The sequence below is a fragment of the Methylobacterium sp. NMS14P genome, assembly GCF_028583545.1.
Taxonomy (GTDB): domain Bacteria; phylum Pseudomonadota; class Alphaproteobacteria; order Rhizobiales; family Beijerinckiaceae; genus Methylobacterium.
This window is the reverse complement of sequence record NZ_CP087106.1, coordinates 4,627,600-4,652,211: the sequence shown is the minus strand read 5'-3', so window position 1 is coordinate 4,652,211 and position 24,612 is coordinate 4,627,600. Positions and strand designations below refer to the sequence as shown.

Annotated in this window: 20 protein-coding genes and 4 pseudogenes; 12 read left to right on the top strand and 12 right to left on the bottom strand. The window is 66.4% G+C overall.

Annotated features, from left to right (window positions below; genetic code table 11):
• The first annotated feature begins 38 nt into the window (after nucleotides 1-38).
• Nucleotides 39-1,010: a bifunctional helix-turn-helix transcriptional regulator/GNAT family N-acetyltransferase gene (locus LOK46_RS22140; protein WP_273560554.1), complete on the top strand. Its 972-nt coding sequence runs from the start codon at nucleotides 39-41 to the stop codon at nucleotides 1,008-1,010.
• A gap of 121 nt (nucleotides 1,011-1,131) precedes the next feature.
• On the opposite strand, the gene LOK46_RS22135 is transcribed toward LOK46_RS22140, so the two are convergent.
• On the bottom strand, nucleotides 1,132-2,805 hold the full coding sequence (locus tag LOK46_RS22135; RefSeq protein WP_273560553.1) for an ABC transporter ATP-binding protein: 1,674 nt from the start codon (nucleotides 2,803-2,805) through the stop codon (nucleotides 1,132-1,134).
• Nucleotides 2,806-3,197: 392 nt separating this feature from the next.
• Between LOK46_RS22135 and LOK46_RS22130 the strand changes: the two genes are divergently transcribed.
• Nucleotides 3,198-4,889: a methyl-accepting chemotaxis protein gene (locus tag LOK46_RS22130; RefSeq protein ID WP_273560552.1), complete on the top strand. Its 1,692-nt coding sequence runs from the start codon at nucleotides 3,198-3,200 to the stop codon at nucleotides 4,887-4,889.
• A 70-nt stretch (nucleotides 4,890-4,959) separates the two neighbouring features.
• On the opposite strand, the gene LOK46_RS22125 is transcribed toward LOK46_RS22130, so the two are convergent.
• On the bottom strand, nucleotides 4,960-5,232 hold the full coding sequence (locus LOK46_RS22125) for a hypothetical protein (protein WP_273560551.1): 273 nt from the start codon (nucleotides 5,230-5,232) through the stop codon (nucleotides 4,960-4,962).
• Nucleotides 5,233-5,552: 320 nt separating this feature from the next.
• Here LOK46_RS22125 and LOK46_RS22120 point away from each other — a divergent pair.
• Nucleotides 5,553-6,917, top strand: a pseudogene (locus LOK46_RS22120) (amidohydrolase); the annotation flags it as partial.
• 503 nt (nucleotides 6,918-7,420) lie between these two features.
• Here LOK46_RS22120 and LOK46_RS22110 read toward each other — a convergent pair.
• A complete protein-coding gene (locus tag LOK46_RS22110) occupies nucleotides 7,421-8,347 on the bottom strand; it encodes a LysR family transcriptional regulator (RefSeq protein WP_273560550.1) in 927 nt (308 codons plus the stop codon).
• 117 nt (nucleotides 8,348-8,464) lie between these two features.
• On the opposite strand from LOK46_RS22110, the gene LOK46_RS22105 reads away from it, so the two are divergent.
• From LOK46_RS22105 to LOK46_RS22090, 4 genes are all read left to right on the top strand, one after another.
• Nucleotides 8,465-9,790, top strand: coding sequence for a CitMHS family transporter (locus LOK46_RS22105; RefSeq protein WP_273560549.1), 1,326 nt, complete (start codon nucleotides 8,465-8,467; stop codon nucleotides 9,788-9,790).
• Between the two features lie 38 nt (nucleotides 9,791-9,828).
• Nucleotides 9,829-11,166 carry an acyclic terpene utilization AtuA family protein gene (locus LOK46_RS22100; protein WP_273560548.1) on the top strand — a complete coding sequence of 446 codons (1,338 nt, stop codon included), beginning with the start codon at nucleotides 9,829-9,831 and terminating at the stop codon, nucleotides 11,164-11,166.
• A gap of 18 nt (nucleotides 11,167-11,184) precedes the next feature.
• Nucleotides 11,185-11,517, top strand: a complete 333-nt coding sequence (locus LOK46_RS22095) for an AtuA-related protein (protein ID WP_273560547.1) — start codon at nucleotides 11,185-11,187, stop codon at nucleotides 11,515-11,517.
• A 255-nt stretch (nucleotides 11,518-11,772) separates the two neighbouring features.
• Entirely contained in the window at nucleotides 11,773-12,060 is a 288-nt protein-coding gene (locus LOK46_RS22090) for a hypothetical protein (RefSeq protein WP_273560546.1), read from the top strand.
• Nucleotides 12,061-12,420: 360 nt separating this feature from the next.
• Here the strand turns inward: LOK46_RS22090 and LOK46_RS22085 are convergent.
• A pseudogene (locus tag LOK46_RS22085) lies at nucleotides 12,421-13,298 on the bottom strand (IS3 family transposase); the annotation flags it as partial.
• 75 nt (nucleotides 13,299-13,373) lie between these two features.
• Between LOK46_RS22085 and LOK46_RS22080 the strand changes: the two are divergent.
• Nucleotides 13,374-14,417, top strand: coding sequence for an IS110 family transposase (locus tag LOK46_RS22080; RefSeq protein ID WP_273560545.1), 1,044 nt, complete (start codon nucleotides 13,374-13,376; stop codon nucleotides 14,415-14,417).
• A 270-nt stretch (nucleotides 14,418-14,687) separates the two neighbouring features.
• Here the strand turns inward: LOK46_RS22080 and LOK46_RS22075 are convergent.
• Nucleotides 14,688-14,990, bottom strand: a pseudogene (locus LOK46_RS22075) (transposase); the annotation flags it as partial.
• Between LOK46_RS22075 and LOK46_RS22070 the strand changes: the two are divergent.
• A pseudogene (locus LOK46_RS22070) lies at nucleotides 14,943-15,275 on the top strand (helix-turn-helix domain-containing protein); the annotation flags it as partial. The pseudogenes LOK46_RS22075 and LOK46_RS22070 overlap by 48 nt on opposite strands.
• A gap of 219 nt (nucleotides 15,276-15,494) precedes the next feature.
• On the opposite strand, the gene LOK46_RS22065 reads toward LOK46_RS22070, so the two are convergent.
• From LOK46_RS22065 to LOK46_RS22050, 4 genes are all read right to left on the bottom strand, one after another.
• Nucleotides 15,495-16,826 carry a glycosyltransferase family 87 protein gene (locus tag LOK46_RS22065; RefSeq protein ID WP_273560544.1) on the bottom strand — a complete coding sequence of 444 codons (1,332 nt, stop codon included), beginning with the start codon at nucleotides 16,824-16,826 and terminating at the stop codon, nucleotides 15,495-15,497.
• 78 nt (nucleotides 16,827-16,904) lie between these two features.
• Nucleotides 16,905-17,312 (bottom strand): GtrA family protein, encoded by a 408-nt coding sequence (locus LOK46_RS22060; protein WP_273560543.1) that lies wholly within the window; start codon nucleotides 17,310-17,312, stop codon nucleotides 16,905-16,907.
• Nucleotide 17,313: 1 nt separating this feature from the next.
• Complete coding sequence (locus LOK46_RS22055) at nucleotides 17,314-18,810, bottom strand: UbiA family prenyltransferase (protein ID WP_273560542.1); 1,497 nt, start codon at nucleotides 18,808-18,810, stop codon at nucleotides 17,314-17,316.
• 858 nt (nucleotides 18,811-19,668) lie between these two features.
• Nucleotides 19,669-19,854, bottom strand: a complete 186-nt coding sequence (locus LOK46_RS22050; protein ID WP_273560541.1) for a hypothetical protein — start codon at nucleotides 19,852-19,854, stop codon at nucleotides 19,669-19,671.
• A 108-nt stretch (nucleotides 19,855-19,962) separates the two neighbouring features.
• Here LOK46_RS22050 and LOK46_RS22045 point away from each other — a divergent pair, with 108 nt between their 5' ends.
• Nucleotides 19,963-20,451 (top strand): GNAT family N-acetyltransferase, encoded by a 489-nt coding sequence (locus tag LOK46_RS22045; protein WP_273560540.1) that lies wholly within the window; start codon nucleotides 19,963-19,965, stop codon nucleotides 20,449-20,451.
• A 157-nt stretch (nucleotides 20,452-20,608) separates the two neighbouring features.
• Here LOK46_RS22045 and LOK46_RS22040 read toward each other — a convergent pair whose 3' ends face one another.
• The gene (locus LOK46_RS22040; RefSeq protein ID WP_273560539.1) at nucleotides 20,609-21,064 is read right to left on the bottom strand and encodes a carboxymuconolactone decarboxylase family protein; all 456 of its coding nucleotides are present in this window, start codon (nucleotides 21,062-21,064) and stop codon (nucleotides 20,609-20,611) included.
• Between the two features lie 259 nt (nucleotides 21,065-21,323).
• Entirely contained in the window at nucleotides 21,324-22,205 is an 882-nt protein-coding gene (locus tag LOK46_RS22035; RefSeq protein ID WP_273560538.1) for an AraC family transcriptional regulator, read from the bottom strand.
• 190 nt (nucleotides 22,206-22,395) lie between these two features.
• Here LOK46_RS22035 and LOK46_RS22030 point away from each other — a divergent pair, with 190 nt between their 5' ends.
• A complete protein-coding gene (locus LOK46_RS22030) occupies nucleotides 22,396-23,136 on the top strand; it encodes a uridine kinase (RefSeq protein WP_273560537.1) in 741 nt (246 codons plus the stop codon).
• Nucleotides 23,137-23,280: 144 nt separating this feature from the next.
• Here the strand turns inward: LOK46_RS22030 and LOK46_RS22025 are convergent, their stop codons facing one another.
• Entirely contained in the window at nucleotides 23,281-23,748 is a 468-nt protein-coding gene (locus LOK46_RS22025; protein WP_273560536.1) for a GNAT family N-acetyltransferase, read from the bottom strand.
• A gap of 154 nt (nucleotides 23,749-23,902) precedes the next feature.
• Here LOK46_RS22025 and LOK46_RS22020 point away from each other — a divergent pair, with 154 nt between their 5' ends.
• A complete protein-coding gene (locus LOK46_RS22020; protein WP_273560535.1) occupies nucleotides 23,903-24,391 on the top strand; it encodes a GNAT family N-acetyltransferase in 489 nt (162 codons plus the stop codon).
• Nucleotides 24,392-24,612 lie beyond the last annotated feature (221 nt).

Sequence of the window (24,612 nt, the reverse complement as noted above, 5' to 3'; positions counted from 1 at the left end):
ACATAACGTGTTATATGATGCGAGTCTGGGAGGACGACATGCCTGCAGACATCCTCGACGATCTCGGACCGCTGTTCCTGGGCAGCCGCCTCAAGCGCCTCGCCGACCGCTTCCAGGCCGACGCAGGCCGCATCCTCCAGGACGAGGGGCTCGGCATCCAGCCGGCCCAGTTCCCGCTCCTCGCCGCCATCGACCGCTACGGTCCGCTGACCATCGGCGCCGCCGCCGCCGCCCTCGGTGTCAGCCAGCCGGCGGCCACGCGCACGGCGGCCAGCCTCGTCGAACTCGGATTGCTCGACGAGGCGCGGTCGGGCGCGGACCTTCGCCAGAAGGCCCTGTCACTCAGCGGTGCGGGCGAGGCCCTGATGGCGCACGCCAAGGGCGCGCTCTGGCCGCGCGTCGACAGGGCCGTCGCGGGCCTGTGCGCCGGGCTGTCGGGCTCCCTGCTGGATCAGATCGCCGTGCTGGAGCGCAGGCTCGACGCCGTCCCGTTCGCGGCCCGCATCCGCCAGGACACCGCGGCCGGCGGCGCCGCGACGGGCCTGACGATCCGGGACTACACGGACGCGCTGGCGGGCCGCTTCCGCGACATCAACGCCGAGTGGATCGAGGCGATGTTCGCGCTGGAGGAGAACGACCGCCGGATCCTGTCCGATCCCCGCGGCCAGATCCTGGACCGCGGCGGGCTGATCCTCTTCGTGGAGGCGGAGGATCTCGGAATCGTCGGCACCTGCGCGCTGATGCGGACGGATACGGGCTGCTACGAGCTGACCAAGATGGCCGTGTCCGCGCGGGCCCGGGGCCGCAAAGCCGGCGAGCACCTGCTGCGGGCTGTGCTGGCCCGGGCCGCTGCCATGGAGATCGAGACGCTCTATCTGCTGACCAACACCGAGTGCGAAGCCGCCGTGCACCTGTACGAGAAGGTCGGGTTCCGGCACGACCCCGAGATCATGGACCGGTTCGGCCGGCGCTACGCGCGCTGCAACGTGGCCATGCGCTATCCCCTGTGACGCCGCCGGCCCGGCGGTTCGCGATCGACCGCGTTCCCCATGGCGCCGTCCGGCGCGGCGACGGAGGATCCGCAAGATGTCGTGGTTCGCCGACGGTGCGGCGTCGCCGCGGGCCCGCGCGTCAGAGGGCGGCCTCCGGGACCGGCGCGCCCGCCGCGCGGTCCGACGCCAGGCGGATAACCTGATCGCCGTCGCGGACCGAGGCCATCCGGTGCGTGACCGCCACGATCGTCAGCCGGTCGGCCTGCCGACGCAGGCCGTCCATGATCTGGCGCTCCGTCTCCGCGTCCAGCGCCGAGCTGGCCTCGTCCAGGATGAGGATGCTCGGGTCCGCGTAGAGGGCGCGGGCGATCGCGATCCTCTGCCGCTCCCCGCCCGACAGCTTCAGGCCGCGCTCGCCCACCACCGTCTCGAAACCCTCCGGCATGGCCTCGACGCGCGCCAGGATCGACGCCCGCTCGGCGGCCGCCCGCAGGCGCGCGGGATCGGAGGGACGCCCCAGCACGATGTTGACCGCCAGGGTGTCGTTGAGGAGCATCACGTCCTGCGGCACGACGCCGACATGGGCGAACCAGTCGTGGCTGCGCACGCGGGCGAGGTCGACGCCGTCGACCAGAATCCGGCCCTCGGTCGGGGCGAGCCCCTTGAGCAGCATCTTCAGGACTGTGGATTTGCCCGATCCGGTCTCGCCGACGAGGAAAGTGGGCCGGCCGCGCCGGGCGGTGAAGCTCAAGTCGGCGACGCCGCGCCCGTTCGGGTAGCGGAAGCCGACCGCCTCGAACGCGATCCTCCCCTCGGCCCCCCGATAGGGGAGCGGATCGGACGGTTCGGCCTCCTCGGGCGCGGCCCACATCCGGACCAGCGGGCGGAAACGGGCGGCGGCCTCCGCGGTCTCCTTGATCGCCATGCCGACGAGGTGGAACGGTTCGCTGAGCTGGATCAGCATCGTGTTGAACAGCACGATGTCGCCGACCGACAGCTGCCCGGCCTCGTAGCGCGGGAGGAGCATCAGGAACGTCACGGCCAGCTGCAGCGCGGCCGCGGCCCCCAGGGCGCCGCTGAACACGCCGCTCGCCAGCGCGAACCGGCGCCAGTTCGCGTACGCGTCCGCGGCCCCGGCCGCGAAGCGCGCGCTGATCCAGGCCTCGCCGCGGGTCTGGCGGAGCGTGTCGATGAGGGTGATGGCGTTGCCGACGAGCCGCGCGTTCTCCTGGCCGCGCTCCATGGCGGCGTCCAGGAAGGGCCGCACGCGACCGATGCGGAGGTAGTCCAGGCCGATCACGACGGCCCCGTAGACGAGCACGATCGCGGCCGTCTCCCAGCTCAGAAGGCTGCCGAGAAGTGCGGCCCCGACGCCGATCTGCACGGCGCCCGGCAGGAGTCCGCCGATTCCCAGCTGCGTGACGACGTTGAGGGTCCGGGCGCCTTCCTGTCGGGCGCTGCCGACCTCCGCGGGGTTGTGGTCCAGGAAGAAGGCCGGGGTCTTGCGCAGCAGGCGGGCGAAGAATGCGGCGTTGGCGATGACGCTGAGGCGCTCGGCGGACAGGAAGGCCATGAAGCGCGCGGCCTGACCGCACGCTCTCGCGACCCCGTAGACGATCGCGTAGAGCAGCAGCAGATGCAGGGCCGCCGCCGTGTCCGGCCCGCGCGCGAGCGCGTCGACGGCGCGGGAGAAGAGGTAAGGGGCGGACACCGCCGCCACGGCGCCCGCGAGGGTGGCGGCGAGGACCAGCAGGATCGTCCAGCGCGCCTCGTGCCAGTAGGCGCGGAGGAGGGAGCGGAGAATCGGCGCCATCGCTGCAGGGGTTCGCTTCCGACGCCGGACAGGATCGTCGGTGCGCGCGGCCGCGTCTACCCGGACGTCACGCATCTGCCCGGCCCGGCATGACCGACGACGGCGGATCTCGGGCCGCGGACCCGGTCGGCGCATCGGCGACGGGGCCGGAGCCCGGACGAGGTGCGGAGCGCTCCGAGCCGCTCCAGTCCGGGACGGCTCATGGCACCGTACGCGTCAGGTCTCGCGCAACAGTGGAGATGCGCGGGCAGACGAGACACCGGACACGAAGAATTCAACTGAAAATTGATTTGAGCGCTTTGTTTGTGAGCGCATCGGAAGCAGATCCTGTAACGGAATATTATCGTCGCGCTTCCAAGTTAGTGGCTTCGATCTGGAGCTGCGCTCGGACTATGAAAGCTTGGTTCGCGAAACTCTCGATCAAGCACCGGCTCGTCGGCGCACTCGGTCTGCTCATCGTTTGTCTGCTTCTCGTCGACGGCGTGGGCCTGCGCGCCGTCGGCAATCTCGCCGAGGACCAGGGCCGCCTCGGCGACAACACGCTGCCCAGCGTGCGGTACGCCGGCGAGCTGCGCGGCAACGTGATCGATGTGCGCGTCAGCGTCGTGAACCACATCCTCTACCCCGAGGCCGCCCACATGCGGGCCGAGGAGGCGGCCCTGTCGAAGAAGACGGAGGCCGTGGCCGCCGCGATGCGCCACTACGCGCCGCTGATCGACGGCCCGAAGGAGCGCGCGCTCTTCGACGTGTTCGATCGGGAATGGAAGAGCTACCTCGCGGCGATTCCCGCCGTGCTGGAATACTCGCGGACGGGCCACAAGGATCTGGCGTTGCGCGAGAGCCTCGTCGGCGTCCGCCCCCACATCAAGGCGGCGTCCCAGGCGCTCGAGGAGATCGTGGCGCTCAACAACGCCAGCGGTGAGACGGCGATCGCCCAGGGGGCGGCCACCGCGTCCGGCGCGAAGCGGCTCATGCTGGCGATCGGCGCCGTGGCCCTCGCGCTCGCCATCGCGCTCGGAGCGCTGATCGTGCGGAGCATCGCCGCCAGTGTCCGCGCCGTGCTGGAACCGATGCGGCGGCTCGCGGCCGGGGACCTCGCGGTCGCGATCCCGCACCAGGGCGAGCGGAACGAGATCGGCCAGATCGCCGACGCCGTGCAGGTCTTCAAGGAGTCGGGGATCGAGGCACGGCGGCTGGCCGCCCTGCAGGCCGAGGCCGACGCCGCCAAGATGCGCCGCGCCGAGCTGCTCGACCGCATCACGCGCGGTTTCGAGCGGGAGGCCGGGGCGCTCACGGACGAGCTGACCGCCGCGGCGACCGAGATGGAGGCGACCGCCGCCTCGATGACCGAGATCGCCGCGCAGACCAACACCCTCGCGGCGAGCGTCTCGGTCGCCGCCGAGCAGACGTCCGGCAACGTCCAGCAGGTCGCGAGCGCGACCGAGGAGATGGCGGCCTCCGTGCAGGAGATCAGCGGGCAGGTGACCCATTCGGTGGAGATCGCCGCCTCGGCGATCGCGCGCGCGCAGGAGACCGGCAGCATCATCCGGGAGTTGTCCGACAGCGCCGACCGGATCGGCGCGGCGGCCGGCCTGATCTCGGGCGTGGCGAGCCAGACCAACCTGCTCGCCCTCAACGCCACCATCGAGGCGGCGCGCGCCGGCGAGGCCGGGCGCGGCTTCGCGGTGGTGGCCGCGGAGGTCAAGACGCTGGCCGAGCAGACGGCCCGGGCGACCCAGGAGATCTCCGCCCGTATCGGCGCGATTCAATCTGCCACGCGCGGCGCGGTGGAGGCTGTCCAGGGGGTGACCCGCACGATCGACGACATGTCCGGCATCGCCACCCACATCGCCTCGGCGATCGAGGAGCAGGGCGCGGCCACGCGCGAGATCGCGCGGAACGTTCAGGAGGCCGCGCGCGGGACCCGGCAGGTCACGGGCCATATCGGATCGGTGCGCGAGGGGGCCGGCGAGACGGGATCGGCCGCGACGCAGGTTCTCGGCGCCGCGCGCACCCTCGCGATGCGGTCCGACGGGCTCAGCCGGGCCGTCCGCAGCTTCCTGGACGAGGTCCGGGCCGCCTAGGGCCGGGGCCGCCGCGGTCGCGAGGCCGCGCGGGTCTGCGCGCCCGGGGATCGGGCAGCCCCGCCTCCGCTCAGTTGCAGCCGTCGCAGATGCTGCGCTCGATCTTGTTGAGCCGGGCGCGCTCGTGCTCCTGCACGGCGCGCGGCGGCACTTCGCCCGGGCCGAGCGAGGTGCCGGGGGGCTTGGTCACGCCGAGGCTGTTGGTGTTCGGCGCCGTGATCGTCGAGGCCGGGCCGCCGCCCGTGCCGGTCTGGTCGGGCGCCAGGCCCTGTGCCGCGAGCGTGGCGGGCACGGCCAGGCTCAGCAAGGCCAAGCCCGCGGAGCGGAAGAGGGTTCGGGTCATTGTGCCTCCCGTCGTCGAGCGCGCGTGAAACAACCTGGCAGTACCCGTCGCCTGCCGGAACCGCCTTCGTCCAGTCGTGAGCCGGATGGCTCCACTATCCACCGTAATCTGACCGACCGATAGAGTCCCGATGGCGCTCGGCATGGGCGGATCTCTGGCCAGGCCGACCACCGGCCCTGTCGATCTGAACTGGTCGTCTCGATCATCCCCCGAAATCTAAGCGGACGGACCTTAGTCAAACGCTAATAAATCTTAGCTAAACATTTACAAGAACGAGGTCAGGTCCCGTCGAGAGCTTGGCCGGGAATCGGGAGGCTTTCATGTGCGTCGCGTGTGATTGGGCGCCCCATTTCCAGGCCTTCGGGGGCGGGCGCGCCGTCAATCGGCGCGCGGTGCTGCGGTCGGGCGCCGCCATGACCGCGACCGCCATGACCGCGACGGCGATCACCGCGACGGCCCTGGCGCTGGACATCGTCCCGACGGACGCCCGCGCCGGACAGGGCGCGCCCCGCGCGACCACCGCGGGGCCGGCCGACGTCGTGTTCCACAACGGTCCCGTCTACACGGTGGCGGGACCGGCCCCCTGGGCCGAAGCCGTCGCGGTGCGCGGCAACACCATCGTCCATGTCGGTGACGCGGCCGGCGCGATGGCGCTGGGCGGCCCGGCCACGCAGATGGTGGATCTCGAGGGCCGGCTGCTGATGCCCGGCTTCGTCGAGGGCCACACCCACCCGTTCCTCGGCGCGTTCCTGACGTCCGGCGTCGACCTGCAGCTCGACAACCTCGCCCAGGTCCTCGCGGCCATCGAGGCCTACGCGCGGGCGCATCCGACCGGCCCGATCCGCGGCTTCGGGTGGCGCGTCGACATGTTCCCCCCGGAGGGCCCCAACCGGGCCGAACTCGACGCCATCCTGCCGGACCGGCCGGCCTTCTTCTTCGCCATCGACGGGCACAGCCTGTGGGCCAATTCCGAGGCGCTGGCCATGGCCGGCGTCGACCGGGACACGCCCGACCCGATCCCGCGCTTCAGCTACTACGCGCGCGACCAGAAGGGCGACCCCACCGGCTACGTGCTCGAGGTCAACGCGGTTCTCGGGCTGGTCAACGCCGTGGAGCCCATCAGCGTCGCCGCCATGGGCAGCCTGCTGGAGGGCTGGCTGCCCAAGGCCGCGGCCGCCGGCATCACCACGGTCTTCGACGCGGGCGTCCCGCCGGTCGGCAGCGATCAGGCCGCCATCATCGCGCTCTACGTGGAGGCCGAGAAGCGCGGCACGCTGCCGTTCCGCGTCTCCGCCTCCTACTCGGTGAAGTCGCTGCCGATCGACGACACGGTCGAGCAGTTCAACGCCGTGCGTCGGCAGGTCTCCGGCGAGCTCGTGCACGTCGACATCGTGAAGATCGTCGGCGACGGCTCGCAAGGTGGCTACACGGCGTGGCTGATCGAGCCCTACGCCGACCTGCCCGACTCGACCGGAGGGTCGCCCTTCACCGAGGCGCAGTGGCACGACCTCGTCGGCGCGGTCGACGCGGCGGGCTTCGACGTCCACGTCCACGCCTGCGGCGAGCGGACCGCCCGCGTCGCGCTCGACGCGATCGAGAAGGCCGTCGCGAACAATCCGGCCCGCGACCGGCGTCACGCCATCGCGCATCTGGTCTATGTCGAGGACAGCGACGCGCCCCGCTTCGCCCAGCTCGGCGTGACAGCGCAGTTCTCGGCCAACTGGTCGTCGGCCGATCCCGACACGCTGCAGAACATGATGGCGCGCTACGGCGCGCATCGCGCCGGCCGGATGTTACCGGACCAGGACGATCCTGAAGCAGGGCGGCCGCGTCTCCTTCGGGACGGACTGGCCGGCGGCCGGCTATGTCTCGACCTACGCGCCCCTCACGTCGATCCAGGTCGGCGTGACGCGGCAGCTGGTCGGGCGGCCGGACGCGCCCGTGCTGAGCCCGGCCGAGGAGCGCCTGACGGTCGCGGAGGCGATCCACGCCAACACGATGGGCGCCGCCTACCAGCTCCGCATGGACGACAGGATCGGGTCGGTCGAGGTGGGCAAGCGCGCCGACCTGATCGTCCTCGACCGCAACATCCTGGCGATCGACCCGCACGAGATCCACCGGACCCAGGTCGTCCTGACCATGATGGACGGCGTCGTGCGGCACCGGGCCTGAGGATCCGGCCGGCCGCTCAGGCGCTCGGTGCGGCGCCGGCGGCCGTCCCGCCCGAATCCGCGAGCCGGTCCGCCACCATCCGGCAGAACGCTTCGGCGGCCGGCGGCATCGTCCGACCCGCCTTCTTGATCAAGCAGACCGGGCGCTCGAACAGCGGGTCGTCGATCGCCCGCGAACGGAGCAGGGGCTCGGCCCGCATCTCCCGCGCCGCGCCCGGGAGGATCGTCAGGCCGAGGCCGGCCCGGACCATGCTGACGGCGGTCATCATGTAGGTGGCCTCGCAGGCCACACGGGGCAGCCGGCCCGAGCCGACGAAGGCGCGGTCGACCACCGCCCGCACGCTCGTGGCCGGATCCATCAGGATCAGGGGGTGCTCGGCGAGCGCCGCGATCGTGACCCGGGGCAGCGCGCCGATCGGGTGATCGGCGGGGTAGATCACGTGCAGGGCGTCGCGCGTCCCGTGCAGGACGCTGATCTCCGGATCGCGGACGTCGCCGCCGACGATGCCCAGATCGGCCTCCTCACCGCGCACGAGGTCGAGCACCCGCTGCGCGATGACGTCCTTGATCAGGAAGGTCACGGCGGGGTGCTCGGCGCGGAAGCACGCGATCGCGTCGGACAGCACGCTCGCCGCGAAGGACGGCAGCGTCGCGACGCGCACGACCCCGTGGCGCCGCGCCGCGAGGTCGCGGGTGTCGACCACCACGGCGTCGAGGTCGCGCAGCACCCGCTGGAACACGGGCAGCAACTCGCGGCCGAGCCGCGTCGGCGCGACGGTGCGGCTGGTCCGGTCGAGGAGCCGCGCGTCGAGCATCGCCTCCAGGCGCTGGATCTGAACCGTCAGGGCGGGCTGAGACAGGTTCAGCAGGGCGGCGGCGCGGGTGAAGCTGCCGGTCTGGACGACGGACACGAAGGCCCGCACCTGCCGCAGGTTGAGATCCATAGCCCCGGACTATCGCTGCGATCCGATCTTTTCAATTGTATCATGAAGTCTTCCGCCGTCTCCTGACCCGATACAGGCGCGGATTCGAACCGCGTCGGCGCCCAACGGGAGGAACGGATGCTGGCCCTGCTCGGCCTGTGCACCATCGCGCTGCTGCTCGCGGTCATCCTGACCAAGCGGATGTCGCCCCTCGTGGCGCTGATCGTCATCCCGGTCGCGGCCGCCCTGATCGGCGGGTTCGGGTTCGACACCGGCAAGTTCGTCCTCGCGGGCCTGCAGAGCCTCGCGGGCGTCGTCGGGATGTTCGTGTTCGCGATCCTGTTCTTCGGCATCGTCAGCGATGCCGGGATGCTCGACCCGATCATCGACCGGATCCTCGCCCGGGTCGGCACCCGCCCCACCCGGATCGTGCCCGGCACCACCCTGCTGGCGCTGCTGATCCACCTCGACGGGTCGGGCGCGGTGACCTTCCTGATCACCATCCCGGCGATGCTGCCGCTCTACGACCGCGTCGGCATCGACCGGCGCGTCCTGGCCTGCGCCGCCTCGATGGCGGCGGGCGTGAACTTCCTGCCCTGGACCGGGCCGATGATCCGCGCCTCGGCCGCCCTGAAGCTGCCGATCCCCGAGATCTTCTCGCCCCTCGTGCCGGTTCAGGCGGTCGGGCTGGTCTTCATCTTCGCCGTCTCGTACTGGCTCGGCCTGCGGGAGGAGCGCCGTCTGGCCCTCGTCCCCGGGGCGGCGGGGTCCGCGGGGTCCGCGCCCGGCCCGGCCCCGAGCGCCCGCACCCTGAGCGACGCGGAGCGGACCCTGCGCCGCCCCGAACGCTTCTGGATCAACATCGTCCTCACGGTCGCGGTCCTGGGGACGATGGTGTTCCTGGCCGAGAAGGTGCCGCCGGCGCTGATGTTCATGCTCGGCACGGCGCTCGCTCTGGTCATCAACTACCCGCAGGTCGACGCCCAGCGGCAGCGCATCGACGCGCACGCCAGGGCGGCGATCCTGATGGCCTCGATCCTCCTCGCCGCCGGCGTGTTCACCGGGATCATGCAGGGCACCGGCATGCTCAAGGCCATGGCCCAGACGGCCGTCACCTTCGTGCCTCCGGAGATGGGGCGCCACATCCCGTTCGCGCTCGGCCTCGTCTCGATGCCCCTGTCGATGCTGTTCGACCCGGACTCGTTCTACTTCGGCGTCCTGCCGGTGGTGGCGGAGGTGGCCCACCAGCTCGGCGTCCCGCCGGTCCAAGTCGCCCAGGGCGCGCTGCTCGGCCAGATGACGACGGGATTCCCCGTCAGCCCGCTGACGCCCGCGACCTTCCTGGTCTGCGGTCTGACCGGGGTCGACCTCGCCGACCACCAGAAGTTCACCTTCCCGTTCCTGCTGGCGGCCTCGGTGGTGATGACCCTCGCCTGCGTCGTCCTCGGCGTCTTCCCCCTTTGACTCGCCCTTTGACTTCCTCTGACAGCGGAGAGCGCGCCATGAGAACCGTCCGCCTCGGCGCCGGCGCCGGCTATGCCGGGGACCGCATCGAGCCCGCCGTCGAGCTCGCCGAGCGCGGCGACATCGACTACCTCGTGTTCGAGTGCCTCGCCGAGCGCACCATCGCGCTGGCGCAGCAGGCGAAGCTGCGCGACCCCGAGGGCGGCTACGATCCGCTGCTGGAGGCGCGGCTGCGGGCCGTGCTCGGCCCGTGCCGGGCCCGCGGCATCCGCATCGTCACCAACATGGGCGCGGCCAACCCGGTCGCCGCCGCCCGGAAGGCCGGGGCACTCGCGCGGGAGATGGGTCTCGCCGGCCTGCGGATCGCCGCGGTGACCGGCGACGACCTGCTCGACGCGGTGCGGGCGGGCGACTTCGTCCTGGAGGAGAGCGGCGAACCGGTCGCCAGCCTCGGCAACCGCATCGTCTCGGCGAACGCCTATCTCGGCGCGGCGCCGATCGTGGCCGCCCTCGCGGACGGCGCCGACGTGGTCATCACCGGCCGCGTCGGCGACCCGGCCCTGTTCCTGGCCCCCCTGGTGCACGCCTTCGGCTGGGCGATGGACGACTGGGAGCGCCTCGGCCGCGGCACCCTCGTGGGCCACCTCCTCGAATGCGCCGGCCAGATCACCGGCGGCTACTTCGCCGATCCGGGCTGCAAGGACGTTCCGGACCTCGCACGTCTCGGCTTCCCCATCGGGATCGTGGCCGAGGACGGCACCGTCGAGATCACGAAGGTCGCGGGCTCGGGCGGCCGGATCAGCCTCGCCACCTGCAAGGAGCAGCTGCTCTACGAGGTGCACGACCCGGCCCGCTATATCCAGCCGGACGTGGTCGGCGACTTCTCCGGCGTCGAGATGGAGCAGACCGGCCCCGACCGCGTCCGGGTGAGCGGCGCGGCCGGCGCGCCGGCGACGGGCCTCCTGAAGGTCTCGGTCGGATACGTGGATTCCTATATCGGCGAGGGGCAGATCTCCTACGCCGGACCCGGTGCCCTGGCCCGCGGGCGCCTCGCCCTCGCGGTGGTGCGCGAGCGCCTCGCCCTCACCGGCGTGGCGACGGGCGAGCTGCGCTGCGACCTGATCGGCGTCGACGCGCTTCACGGCGCGGCGCTGTCGGGCGGCCGGGAGCCCTACGAGGTCCGCCTGCGGGTCGCCGGTCGTACCGAGACCCACGCCGAGGCCGTGCGCATCGGCAACGAGGTCGAGACGCTCTACACCAACGGCCCGGCCGGCGGCGGCGGCGCCTGGAAGTCGGCCCGCGAGGTGGTGGCGGTGCAGTCGGTCCTCGTCCCGGCCGCGCTTGCCCGGCCGCGCGTGCACGTCGTCGAAGTCTGAGAGCCGGGAGTCCCGAGGATGAAGCTGCGCGCGCTCGCCCATGCCCGCACGGGCGACAAGGGCAACACGTCGAACATCGCGCTGATCGCCTACGACGCGGCCGATTACGGGCACCTCGCGGCGCACGTCACGGCCGAGCGGGTGCGGGAGCATTTCCGCGGGATCGTGACCGGCGATGTGACCCGCTACGCGCTACCGAGGATCGGGGCGCTGAACTTCGTGCTCACGGGGGCGCTCGGCGGCGGCGTCACCCGCTCTCTGGCCCTCGACGCGCACGGCAAGGGCCTCGGCTCCGCGCTCCTCGATCTGGACATCCCGGACCGGCCCGAGACCGGGATCGCGCCGCGTTGAGGCCGCCGGCCCGACGCGCGATCCCGGGGCTCAGCGCCAGCCGAGCAGCACGACGAAGCTCGAGAAGGTGAGAGCCGAGGCCATGAGGGTGAGAACGAGCGGATCCATCCCCACCGGCTAGCGGGCGGCCGCCGGCGCGGCCATCGGGCGTTCGGCCGCTGCGGCATGATCGCGGCCGGCCCGCGATCCGGGTTCGAACCAGACGCCGCTCACGACCGTTGACGGTCGTTCAGCGTGACCGTTCGAAGAGCCCAGATGGACCGCCCCCGCCGCGTCGGACTGCCCTGGTACGCCCCGGAGCAGTACCAAGCCCTGCGCACCCGCCTCGCGGACGGTGCCAAGCTGCCGCCCGACTACGAGACTTGGCGCATCGCCACGGAGCAGATGGAGCGGGAGGTGCAGCGCAGCGGCGTCGAGGTCGTGCGCGTGCCGATCGAGCCGGAGATCTTCGCGGCGTGGTGCGAGCGCGCCGGGCTCCCGCGGGATGCGGCGGCGCGCGCCCGGTACGCGGCCGCCGCGCTGGCGGCGGATTGGGCCGTCTGAGAGCGGGATCCGGGGAAGGCGACGGGCGCAGAAGATCGCCGCGCCGCGATGCGCGAACGCCTCCGATGATGCTCGACCCGCGCCGTCGCGGGTCCATTGTCCGGCCGCTTACAGCGCGCCGCCAAGGAACGAGTGCGGGCAGTTCTTCCCGCCCGTGGTTCGTCTCCGATCGAACAAACAGATCCGGGACAATCGCGCATATTGGAATTATTACATGTATATTTTGCCGATTATCTACGGTTGAGCTGCTGTTATAGAGCCGAGAGCGGGTTCGATATCTTGCGTCCGTGTATCGCGGGCGCGCAGATGGGGGTGTTCAGCCTGACCGGACCGATAGTTTGGACCGAGCCGATTGGGAGGCTACTGGATGGCCGCTGTCATGGGTAGCCGGAAGGTCAGATCCGGGTAGCTGACAGGCGCGGGTGGCCGATAGCCCAGGGACGAATGCGGCCGGACGAGGTTGTAGGTAGTTTGCCAAAGGCCGATCACGATCTGCGCCTCCTTCAGCGAGTAGAAAATCTCCTGTCTCAGGCACTCATCCTGAAGCTTGCCATTGAAGCTCTCGTAAGTCACCGTTCTCCCACGGCGAGCCCGGTGCGATGTACTGGATCTGTGCTCCGGCTTTGGCGGCCCATTTGCGCAACACCTTGGAGATCATCTCAGGGCCATTATCGCAGCAGATGTGCTTCGGGATGCCGTGCAGGCACATGGCGTCGGCCAGCGTCTCGATCACGCCGACGCTGTTGATGCGTCGCGCCACTTTCAGCGCCAGACAAGCCCCGCTATGCTCGTCGATCAGCGTCAGGACCCGGAGCGAGCGTCCGTCGTGGGTCCGCGCCGTGGGTCCGCGCCTGGACAAAGTCGAAGCTCCAGACGTGATTGCGGTGGAGCGGACGCAGTCGCACGCACGAGCCGTCATTCAGTCAAAGCCGGCTGCGCGGCCGGTGCTTCTGCGGGACCTTGAGCCCCTCGCGACGCCAGATGCGCTGAACCCGATCCCTGCCCACCTGCCACCCTGCTGCCTGCAGCAGCGCGGTGACGCGGCGATAGCCATAGCGTCCGTACTCGGACGCCAGGGCGATGATGGCGTGGGTCAGCTCATCCTCGTCGGCCAGCACAGTCGGCACGTAGCATTGCGTGCCGCGGTGCTGGCCGACGATCCGGCAGGCGTGACGTTCCGAGAGGCCGTACTTCTCCCGGATCCCGTCGACCGCCTGCCGGCGTCGCTCGGGGGCTAGATGGGGTATTCGGGGTGCCTCGCGCTGCGGAAGCGGCGGCATGATGGCGCTCCGATCCAATCCCGGAGCCCCACCATGAGCGAGCAGCACCACGTCGGCCTCGATGTCTCCGTGAAGGAGACCGCGATCTGCATCGTCGATCCCCATGGTCAGGTCGTGCACCGGGCCACCGTCGAGAGCCATCCCGAGGTGATCGGCCGGCATTTGATCGACCTGGGCCACAGCTACGCGCGTGTCGGTCTGGAGGCGGGACCGCTCTCACCGTGGCACTACGCCGGCTTGGTCGAAGCCGGACTGCCGGCGATCTGCGTCGAGACCCGCCACATGCATGCGGCTCTCTCGGCCCGCATCAACAAGACCGACCGCAACGACGCGATGGGCATAGCTCAGATGATGCGGGTCGGCCTGTTCAAACCGGTCCACGTCAAAACGCCTGCCAGCCAGCAACGCCGCCTGCTCCTGACCTCGCGCAAGCTGCTTCAGCGCAAGGCTTACGACATCGAGAGCGACCTGCGCGGCCAGCTGCGCAACTTCGGCCTCAAGGTGGGTGTCGTGGGGGCTGCCGGGTTCGAGCAGCGCGTGCGCGACCTCGTGCTCGATCTGCCCTTCGTCGCGGCCGTGGTCCTGCCGCTGTTGGAGGTGCGCTCGGCGCTGCGGACCCAACTCGCCAAGCTGCACAAGATGCTGCTGGACCAGGTCCGCACCGACCCGGTCTGCCGGCGCTTGATGACCGCGCCGGGCGTCGGGCCGGTCGTGGCGTTGACCTACCGTACCTGCGTCGACAACCCGGCCCGCTTCGGCCGATCGCAGTGTGTCGGGGCGCATTATGGTCTGACGCCGCGGCTCTACCAGTCCGGCGAGACGCTGCGGGTTGGCCGGGTCTCGAAGTGCGGCGACACGATGATGCGCGCCGCACTGTATGAGGCCGCGCTCGTGCTGCTGACTGGCGCTCGGCTTCGATGGTCCTCGCTGAAGGTCTGGGGGCTGGCTGTGGCCAAGCGCAGAGGCATGCAGAAGGCCCTCGTGGCCGTCGCCCGCAAGCTGGCGATCGTGCTGCATCGCATGTGGCGCGACGAGAAGGACTTCCGTTGGTCGGCCGAAGCCGCGACGGTGGCCTGACGCCTACGGATCAGCGCAACACGTAACACCGAGCTCCTCCGGCGTGGAGGAGGTCCCTGTGGGGACGACGGGAGCGGGTGAGACCGAGGAAACTCGAGCGTCGGTTCTGCCGAGCGCGCGGCTTGAGAATCGCTCCGCCCACTCCCTCTAACCCCATCATGAGGCGGCACCGGCCGACCTCGGAGAGAAGCAAGAGCTCCACTGGACCGATCACGCGTCGAGCCAGGATGCGCACGAAAGGGCGTTGACCGATGAACCCCGGATAGAGAACAAGTTTCCCGAGGCGACGTCCGTCAGCACCTGCTTTTCCAGGGACAGGTCAGCCACGAGCCGCCGTAGCCGCGCGTTCTCGCGCTCCAGATCCTTCATCTTCCTGGCTTGATCGACTTGGAGGCCGCCGTACTCCTTGCGCCAGCGGTAGTAGATCTGCTCGGAGAGCTCCGCCTCCTTGCACGCCAGTGACAAACTTTTGCCCTGGGCCGTCTGCACCTCGATCTGGCGCAGCTTCAGCACCACCTGCTCCGTCACGGCAACGCTACGGTCCAGCGCGCCAAGGCCTACGTCGAGGCTCATTTGAGTGACGCGACCCTCGACCCACCGCAGCTCGCCGCTGCGGTCGGCGTGTCCCTGCGTCGGCTGCAGGAGCTGTTCCACGAGCGCCGCCGTCACATCTCCGACTACATCTGGGCACGCCGCCTGGAGGCGGCAGCCAGGCGCCTGGGCGATCCGGCATGCGCCCACCTGTCGATCGGCATGCTGGCTTACGGCTGCGGTTTCAGCAGCCAAGCGCATTTCGCTCGCCGCTTCAAGGATCGCTCCGGCATAAGCCCGCGTGACTACCGGCAGGCGCACAGGTAGGACGTGTCATCGGTCGCGTCCGCTTGCGGGCTACCGGCCTCGGCAGCTGAGTGACCGGATCGGGTGGTTTCCCGCCGGTCCGCTTATAGAAACTGCAGCCACAAAACCAGATCTCACTCAGCCCATGTAACAGCGCATATGAATCCATCCAGCCAATGACGCCTATGGTTGCAATACTGCTTCTCTGCTTGTCGAGAGCGCAAGCACAGCAATTCCGTGTCAATTCTGCTCAAACGAGCGACGGGTAACGGCGCTAGCTGTAAGCGCATACATGCTTAGCAGGCAAGCCAGCAGCACCATAAAGCCGTTTCGACCACTTAAGAGGATAGCCGGCCCTTGAAGCACCGGCCAGTCCGGTGTCACGATGAGCGGTACGGTCACTGGAAGCGCAAATGCACAGAGGGCAAGGCTCCAAGTAACAGCAGCCAATCGCCAACGTCGTTGCGCCAATCCGCCAATGGGCGATTGGCGCGCGCTCAACAGCGCACCATAAAGGGCTGGCCATATCAAAATGAGGTGATCACCTTCCATCAGCGGACCACAGCTTAACGCGAGGCCCAACGTCAGGCCGATCTCGGTCAAGGACCGTCCGGCATCTGAAGGTTCACCGCGCGTTGTCGGATCCGGAAGCAGTGCAATAGCCACCAGAAAAATCCCGACTGCGATGGCAGCGGCGAGGATGCCGACGACGGGAATGATTGCCGGCGCGTCGAACCAGGGAACGCTGTACGGGTTCTCGCCGAATAGCCGCATAGCCAAGCTGCGAAACGACTGATGGTCTTGCCGTGCGGCGGCGGGCAGCATCGTGTAGAAGGCCGACGTCGCGAGCCACCCCCTAACTCCCTCTATCGGATTGCTGATGAGGAGGAACGGGCCGGTAAAAAGAACAGCCGCAATGCTGGCTGTCAGAACAGCGGCGCGCCAACTACGTCGGCATAATAGATAGAAGATCAACACCCCCATGAAAGGTTTGCATACTATCACAAAGGCCCAGGCAATTGCGCCACGAACGTCATCAAATTTTAGGAATGATCGGAGCCCGAGTAGAGTGACAAAAAGCAGAAGCAAATTTATCTGCCCATGATAGAGATCGGAGCGAACTATGCGGCTGCACAGGAGAATTCCGGTCAGGAAAAGGAGCCATTCGTCCGGGACAATGCGCCCGAAATTTCGCAATAGAAGCACGCTGCCGACTAGGCATCCGATGCTAAGGCAAGGCCAAATTATCCAGAGCTTGCCATAACCAAGCAAATGACCGGCCGAGGCGACGAGGGCGGCCACAAGAGGCGGATATGCAAAGGGATCTTGGCTTCCGTTGAATACATAGGGACTTTGCCCCTGTGCAAAAAGCTGCGCGGCATCAAGGTATAAGCTCAAATCCACTGTGGATGGCCAAGCAGGGTCCCTTGCGATCTTAACAAGCGCAAGCGCAATCCCGGCCATCATCAACACAACGCCAAAAATCCCCACGACACGCTGTATGATCGTGGGAATCTGGTCCGAGATGTGCGATGGGCCTGTTTCCGCCGAATTCTTCAATAATACGGGCATCGCGCAGTCCAGCTGTTTCAAAAGTGAGGGATTTGCTTAGTGATGCTCGTCAATGAATTGAGAGTGCCCAGCTTCTTATCAAATGGTCCGAAAGGTTATACTTTTGTGGCCAAGGTAATTGGTGGCGGCACCAACCGCTATTCCCACTGCGTGGGCGGTTGGGTCCGTCAACACACTCGGACCCAGCGTAGGCGATAGAAGCGTGCGGACAGCAATCGCGATCGTGATAGTGACAGCGGCGCCCGCGAGATTTACGAACAGGAACCCCACCAACTGCGCACCTAGCGACTGGCGTGAGTCTGGGAAGACGTAGCTTCGATAGGTCACAAAACCAATCATCATGCCAACCGCAGTCGCAACAGCGACTGCAGCCGCGTAAGACATTAAGGTGCTGAAGAGAAAGCGAGACAGCCAGCTTATGCCCGAAGCAAAACCACCAGCCAATAGAAATCGGACGCGCCGATCAAGGTGATGATGCTGTGCCATCTCAGGTCGAAACCCCCGCCCAGGCCAGCACAAAGCAGACCGATAGGGCCGTTCCAGCTGCAAGCGCGAGCCGGTCGGTCAACGCGAAGACCACTGGGTCATCCTGCAACTCCCCGCGCTGACAGGCTACCCAGATCCGCCCTAGGATAATGGAGAGAGCAAGCGGGAAGCCCCAGAGCCAAGCCACGTCGCCATAGAAGGTCTGTTTAAAGGCATCATCGATTACGTAGAACACTAGGATCAACAGCGCCGAGGTGCCCGCCGCCACTCCAGCAGCCAAAACCAGGGGTAGATCGACGCTTTGATAGCCGCGCCCGCCGATCCGGCCGCTTTCGCGCGCTATGGCTCGGGCGATTTCCGTATGTCGCTTGGCCAGAGCTAGGGAAGCGAAGAGGAACATCGAGAACACGAACAGCCAGGGCGAGGCAATCGCCGCCACCGCCGCTGTGCCGACCGCCAAACGGATCGTGAACAGGCAAGCTAGGGTAAGCGCGTCGAGAAGCACCACACGCTTAAGATAGAATGAATAAGCTAATGTGAGCCCTGTGTAGGCGGCTAGGGCCAGCACCACCTTACCCCCCGCCAGCGTGCCGAGCAGAAACCCGGCGGCTAGGCCCGCTGGCACAGCCGCAAAGCCGTAAACCATAGGCAAGCGGCCGCTAGCCAGCGGACGGTTCTTTTTCGACCAATGACGGCGGTCGTCAGCCACATCCCAGATATCGTTAAGGATGTAGGTGGCCGAGGCAATCAGGCTTAGTGCCAGGAAACTGATGACAAGCTGGAAAAGGGCACCTGGCTCGAAAATACGCCCAGCCAGGATCGCGGGGACCAGAACGAGTGCGTTTTTCACCCATTGGTGTGGCCGCATGCTCTTGAATAGTAGGCGCGCGTAAGAGGGGCGCCGGAAAACACCGACTACATTGGCAGCCAGAGTAGCTGCCCGCTCAACCCGCCCCGAGGCCTCGACCACGATGGCTTTGCGCGCAGCCCGCCACACAGGCAAATCGGCTCGACTGTCACCTGCATAGTCGAAGCCGAGCGGGTAGCGACGGGCGAGTTCAGCAGCCTTCTTCTGTCCCTTCAAGTTCGTTACACCGTCACTGGCGATGACGTTGGTGATGAACGAGAAGCGCCGCGCAATTTGAGCAGCTGTCACGTTGTCGGTGGCCGTCGACATATGAACAAGGCGCCCACTCTGGGCCTCGGCCTGCGCAAAGGCCATCAACTCGGTGTTGATGGGCAGAGCCTCAATGTCGAGGGTGGCGGCCTGCGCCATACGACGCTTGAGATAGGCACGCCCACTCAGAGCCCAGTAGAGGATCTTCAACAGGTTGAGCAAATCTGCTCGTACTAAAGCGATCGCTTTCTCGTAGAGGACGTCGGCGCGCAGCAGCGTGCGGTCGAGGTCGAGGATCAGCGGTACGTCAGGCGATGGGCGCGCAATCGGATCCGCCTGGAAGGAGGCTTTCGCCGGAGGCTGTATTTGCGCTGATAGCACCGGAGCGGCTCCACAATTCCCGCTTGAGCATCGTGGGATTCCGGGCTCGATGAATTCCTCCTTTCGACGTATCCAGGACCGACTGCGAGCCTCGACCAATTGCATGATATGCAGATACCTGCACCGCTGTCATGGGTCGGCGGGAGCCTGTCGTCTCTAGAAGGCTCCTACTCTGGGCGTTCATTCCGCTTGCAGCCGATCCCTGCCATCTGGAGAAGCAGAACCCGAGGTCTGCTTTCAGCTCATTGTGTTGAAAAACTCGCGACTGATCTGAAGCAGCACTGCGAGCCACGCTGTTCGGAAAAGGTCCTGCTATCACGTCGCCCGCGATTCACCGCGCAAGTGGCTGTGGGTTGGAAAGGAGAAACGGGAATTCTTAGGAACGCCTGTTTGAATGGCGCTTAAAGCGCTGCCTCCGAGTTTTTCAACAAAATCAGCTATTTGCCACACAAGCCTGCACGACCGGGTTGGCTCGGCTGCGGAACGACCGCATCCAGTAGGAGGTCAACCGTCTGCTCAAGAGGTCGGGATTGCTCGTCCGGATAACCCGTCGATCGCGGCCTCAATCGCGGCGACCGCCTCTTCCCGCGTAAGAAGGGCCATGTCCACCACTAGCCTGGGCGAGGTCCACGGCACGTAGTCGCCTCCCATGACTGACGACCACGAGGGAAGCTCGAACCCGGCTATGTCCGCGGTTCTGGCCTCGACGCGGCGTCGATGTTCCACCCCATCGCTACAGATGACCTCGGTCTCAAGGAGGCGCGCGGCCTCTCCGCACGCCACGTCCCGCCAGCCCTTTCGGCTCTCCGGGACTGGATTGACGCTGTCGGCGATAACGAGGCTGCCGAGCCTGAGGTTCTATGCGGCAACGGCGAAGGCCGCCACGTAACCTGCCGCACCGATCTCTGGGCCGAGCTTCGCATGGTGGGTAAGAGCATGCTCGATCTCCTCCACGCGGCCGTATGCAGCGGAACGCTTGACCGCGAGGGCCTTCCCCAAGATCGTCTTGCCTGTGCCGGGTAGTCCCCCGAGGACGACGAGCATGCGGGCCTCTAGGGCTCTGCTACGTCCGCTTATAGGGTCAGCCGGGTTGATCGTGAACGACTGAGGCGGGTCGCTAGCGGGTGGCCTATCGGCTAGAGACGATGAGCAATGAACACGCGCCTTGCTACACCCAGAGATGCCGCGGCTGGTAGCAGCGTCCTCCGGCGGTCAATCTCCGAACTTTGCCATGCCGACCACGCCGGCGATCCAGCCACCATCGCGGCATGGACGGCGAATAAGACCCCTGACAGTTGGCTCGTTTGGCTGGCCCAGCCCGGCGCATCGCTTCTCGTAATCGAGCGTGCGACCGAGATCATCGGTGTAGGTATGGTCGATAGAGGGGGGACAATCCTACTCAACTACGTCGCACCGGAGGCCAGATATCAAGGGGTCAGCACTGCGCTCCTTGAGGCGATGGAAGATGTCAGCGCCCAACATGGGGTCGCGATGTGTCTGCTGGAGAGCACGAAGACGGCGCAGCGGTTCTATATCGCGCGAGGCTATGGACCACTGGAGGGGTATAGCTCCGTGGTCATGGCTAAGCCTCTGGCAGAGAAGCTCGCAGATCGCCCCAAACCGAAACAGACGGGCGGTTGACGGATGTCGGCTTTCGGGATGCTCCGACAGGTGTCTGAACGGCTGGGTTGGGTCGGCAGCGGGCCATCCGCTCGGGGTGGAAAGCTTCCGGTCTGCTCATCGATTGGCAGCTCGGGAAGCTGCCGTCGCCCCAGCCATGGTCGTGCTCGGAAGGGGCTCAGGCTTTCGCGACGACTGGAAGCCGGAAGGGCGCTCCGAGCCGATTGAATGCGTTCATCGCCGCGATGGCGATCGTGAGATCCACGAGATCCTTTGCCGTGAAAGCCGCGCTCGCGGCCTCATAGGCTTCGTCGGAAGCGTGCGTCTTGCTGACCAGTGTGACTTCCTCCGCCCACGCGAGCGCAGCTCGGTATTGGTCGGAGAACAGGTGGGGCACCTCGGCCCAGACTGGCACCAGGACGACCTTCTCGAACGGCATCGTCTTGAGGAGATCGCGGGAATGTAGGTCGATGCAATGCGCGCAGCCATTGATCTGCGACACGCGCAAGAAGACGAGGTGGATCAGTTCGTGGGGTAGGTCGGTGCCCGTGGTGATGTAGTGGTGGATGCCGAAGAGCGCCCTCGCGCCCTGCGGCGCCACCTCAGTCCAGACCAGCCGCTTGTTCTGACTCATGACGGATCCCAGTGCTCGGGACGCCGGAGATCGACGTTCGAAGCTACGACGAGCTGGCCCGCAAAGATGTGACATGCCACGCCACATTCCTGCTCGACAGGCGGACACGTGGCTCGTTCACGCTCGGACGTCCGCTTCGGAGCAGTCTCTCCGAGTCATCCGCCGACCGGATTGGATCGCAAGCGGGAGGTCCGCTTGGGGTGAGAAACGGCCTGTCCGCTTCCAGCTGGAAAACGAGACAAGCCGCCGTTGCGCGGAGCTATTTCAACGGCAGGAATAACTCCGCGATCGCCTCATGCTCAGGAACCTCCGGGAATAACGCAAGGCGCTGGCAGTAGAGTGGAAAATCCCGGGTCTCCTCGCCGCTGGAGGGAAGCCACTTGCGATAGAGGTAGATCGCGGGAACCTCTAGGTTTTCGGTGTTGCCCATGACCCGGAGCACCGCGCAACGTCCACCAGGGATTTCACCGACCCTGATCTGCTCGCCATTCGCCTCAATCGGTTGGTCGGTCCCGACGCAGAGGTCAACGCTATAGTCGGCCGGCGACGCGGGACGGCGCTCGAACCGCCATACGTTAAACGTCGGGTTCGTCCTGGGGTGGAGACCGGCGGACTTCCGCCACGCGATGAACCTCTGGATGGTGGCACCGAGCGTCGCCGGATCGCCGCGGTGCTCCATGATCGCCACCCGCATCGATGGCGCATCACGGATCACCACGTCGTCGGCTGTGAACGTTCTTTGCATGAGCTTGCTCCTCGCTTCTTCGAGAGGCCCGAAGGCCGCAAGCCACGGTTCCCAGTCGGGAGCCTTCCTGAACGACGAGGGCGACTGTCTGAACCGTTGCCGAAAGGCTCGGGCGAAGGCGTCCGGTGCGTCGTAGCCGGCGTCCATCGCGACTTCAGTGACGCTCTGGGCGTCTCTGTAGGCCAGCCGGTATGAAGCGCGCTTCATGCGAGCAAGCTGAACGTAGCGATGCACGGACAACCCGAAGGTCGCCGTGAACTGCCGATGGAAGTGGTACTTCGAGAAAGCGGCGATGGCGCTGACCGTCTCCAGGTTCAGATCGTCGTCCAGGTGCCGATCAATGTGATCCAGCACCCTCTGCATCCGGGCGTGGTAGTTTCGGAGCGCCGCACTCATCGTCCCGACCTTCGTGGCGAGACCAGCTACGCGCACATGCGTATGACTTACTCGACCGATCTTGCGGTTCGGCTAGAGTTGAAGGCTGTTCCAAGGTTTGCTTGCGGGCTGACCGGATCCTCAGGTGAAAGGCTGGGTTGGGTCGATCGCGGACCGACCGCTCAGGGTGGAAAAACGACGACCGCCGGCTATGAAGCAGGACTGCCCCAACGCCAACGCCGCAAGTGGCGGGACGGATTGGATGGAGACCGATCGACCCATGTTAGGTGGAATGTCAATTGTGGCAGCCGTTGACCGTATTGCAGACTATCTCAACGCTCAGCAGAAACGTGGGCTCATGGTGGGCGTAGACGGTGTAGACGGCGTCGGCAAAACGACCTTCGCCGATGATCTTGGGGGCGCGCTGCGGGCACAGGGACGCGAGGTCATCCGCAGTTCGGCAGATGGGTTCCACCATACTCGTTCAGTTCGCTACCGCCTCGGTCGATCATCTCCCGAGGGCTTTTACCGGCATTCCTACAACTACCCCCTTCTCCACCGCGTGCTGCTGCAACCGTTGATGGCGCAGGGCTCGCGGCTCATCCGGCCCGCAGCTTTCGATCATGTAACGGATAAGCCGATAGAGGCAGAGGAGCGGATCGCGTCAAATGACGCGATCCTCGTCTTTGATGGCCTGTTTCTGCATCGCCCGGAGCTGCGTGGCTACTGGGATTTCACAGTCTTCCTCGATGCGCCGTTCGAGGTCACCATATCAAGGGGAGCAAGCCGAGGTCCAGGGTTCGGCGATCCTGATCCTAAGGCGACATCGAACCGACGTTACATCGAAGGCAATAGGCTGTATTTCAACGAATGCAAACCAAGGCAGATTGCCTCGGTTGTCGTTGACCACTCGGATCTAGCACGGTCCCATATCATCGCATGGAATGACTAGCACTGCCTTCGTGATCTCATGTTCTTTTTCGGGTTTGCTCGCCCCACCGACCCCTTATACCGCTGACGGCCAATCCCTTGAAAGCTCGAATGGCAATGGCCCTTCACCCGACCGCTCGCTCTATCATCGACCCAGAGCCGACATTTATGAAGCGGGAGGTCGCTCCATAAAGCAGTGTGCCTCGGAGCGTGTCAGTTCCACGAAGCCAAAACGTCTATAGAGCCTCCCTACCGGGTTCCAATATAGATATTTCAGTCTAATCGGAATATTGCGCACCTCCGCTAGGCCGATAAAATGCTGAAGGATCGAGCCTCCGCGTCCTTTTCCTTGAAACATCGGAAGCAAATAGAATTCACCAAGCCGCATATGTGTCGGCAAAATCTCGATTGAAATCGTACCTATTCGTTGTCCTATGTGCTGGATTGCAAAGAAAGGCTTTGCGGCGTATCGCTCTTCGTGAACTCTGCGCTGCAAAGCTTCGTCCCAGCCCCATCGCGCTGCAATGTGTGGCCCTAGCGCGGAGCGCTTTGCTTGGAAGGCAAAGTTGATGTCGTCAGCGTTGTTCCCAAGGCGTGGGAACGAAAGGTCGGGGGGCAGGCTGGGTAACTCCACTTTTGCATTGTAGCCGAGGAAGAGGACCGCCTGCCACTCCGAGCTGACATTTACAGGAGGCCGCCGAACGACCGCTTGTAGGAAGCGTTTGTTGCGATCCAGGCGGCTTGGTTGGGTCGCTAGTGCGTGGCCTATCGGCTAGAGACAATGAGCAATGAACGCGCGCCTTGCTACACCCAGAGATGCCGAGGCTGGTAGCAGCGTCCTCCGGCGGTCAATCTCCGAACTTTGCCATGCTGACCACGCCGGCGATCCAGCCACCATCGCGGCATGGACGGCGAATAAGACCCCTGACAGTTGGCTCGCTTGGCTGGCCCAGCCCGGCGCATCGCTTCTCGTAATCGAGCGTGCGACCGAGATCATCGGCGTAGGTATGGTCGATGGAGGGGGGACAATCCTACTCAACTACGTCGCGCCGGAGGCCAGATATCAAGGGGTCAGCACGGCGCTCCTTGACCTGATGGAAGATGCCAGCGCCCGACATGGGGCCGCGATGTGTCTGCTGGAGACCACGAAGACGGCGCAGCGGTTCTATATCACGCGAGGCTATGGACCATTGGAGGGGTATAGCTCCATGGTCATGGCTAAGCCTCTGGCGGACAAGCTCGCAGATCACCCCAAACCGAAACAGACGGACGGTTGACGGATGTCGGCTTTCGGGATGCCCCGATAGGTGTCTGAACGGCTCAGTTGGGTCGATAGGTAGCCGTCCGCTTTTCCGGCGCCCCGTGTCCGAGGCGGACATTCCGCTTACGGCCACCTCCGGCTGCCCCTCGGGCCAAGGCGAGCGTCTCTGATGGGTGGATTTCTGCCGGTCTGCTTTTGCGCGCAGAGTTAGATAAGCGGACGCCCTGCGATTGTCTG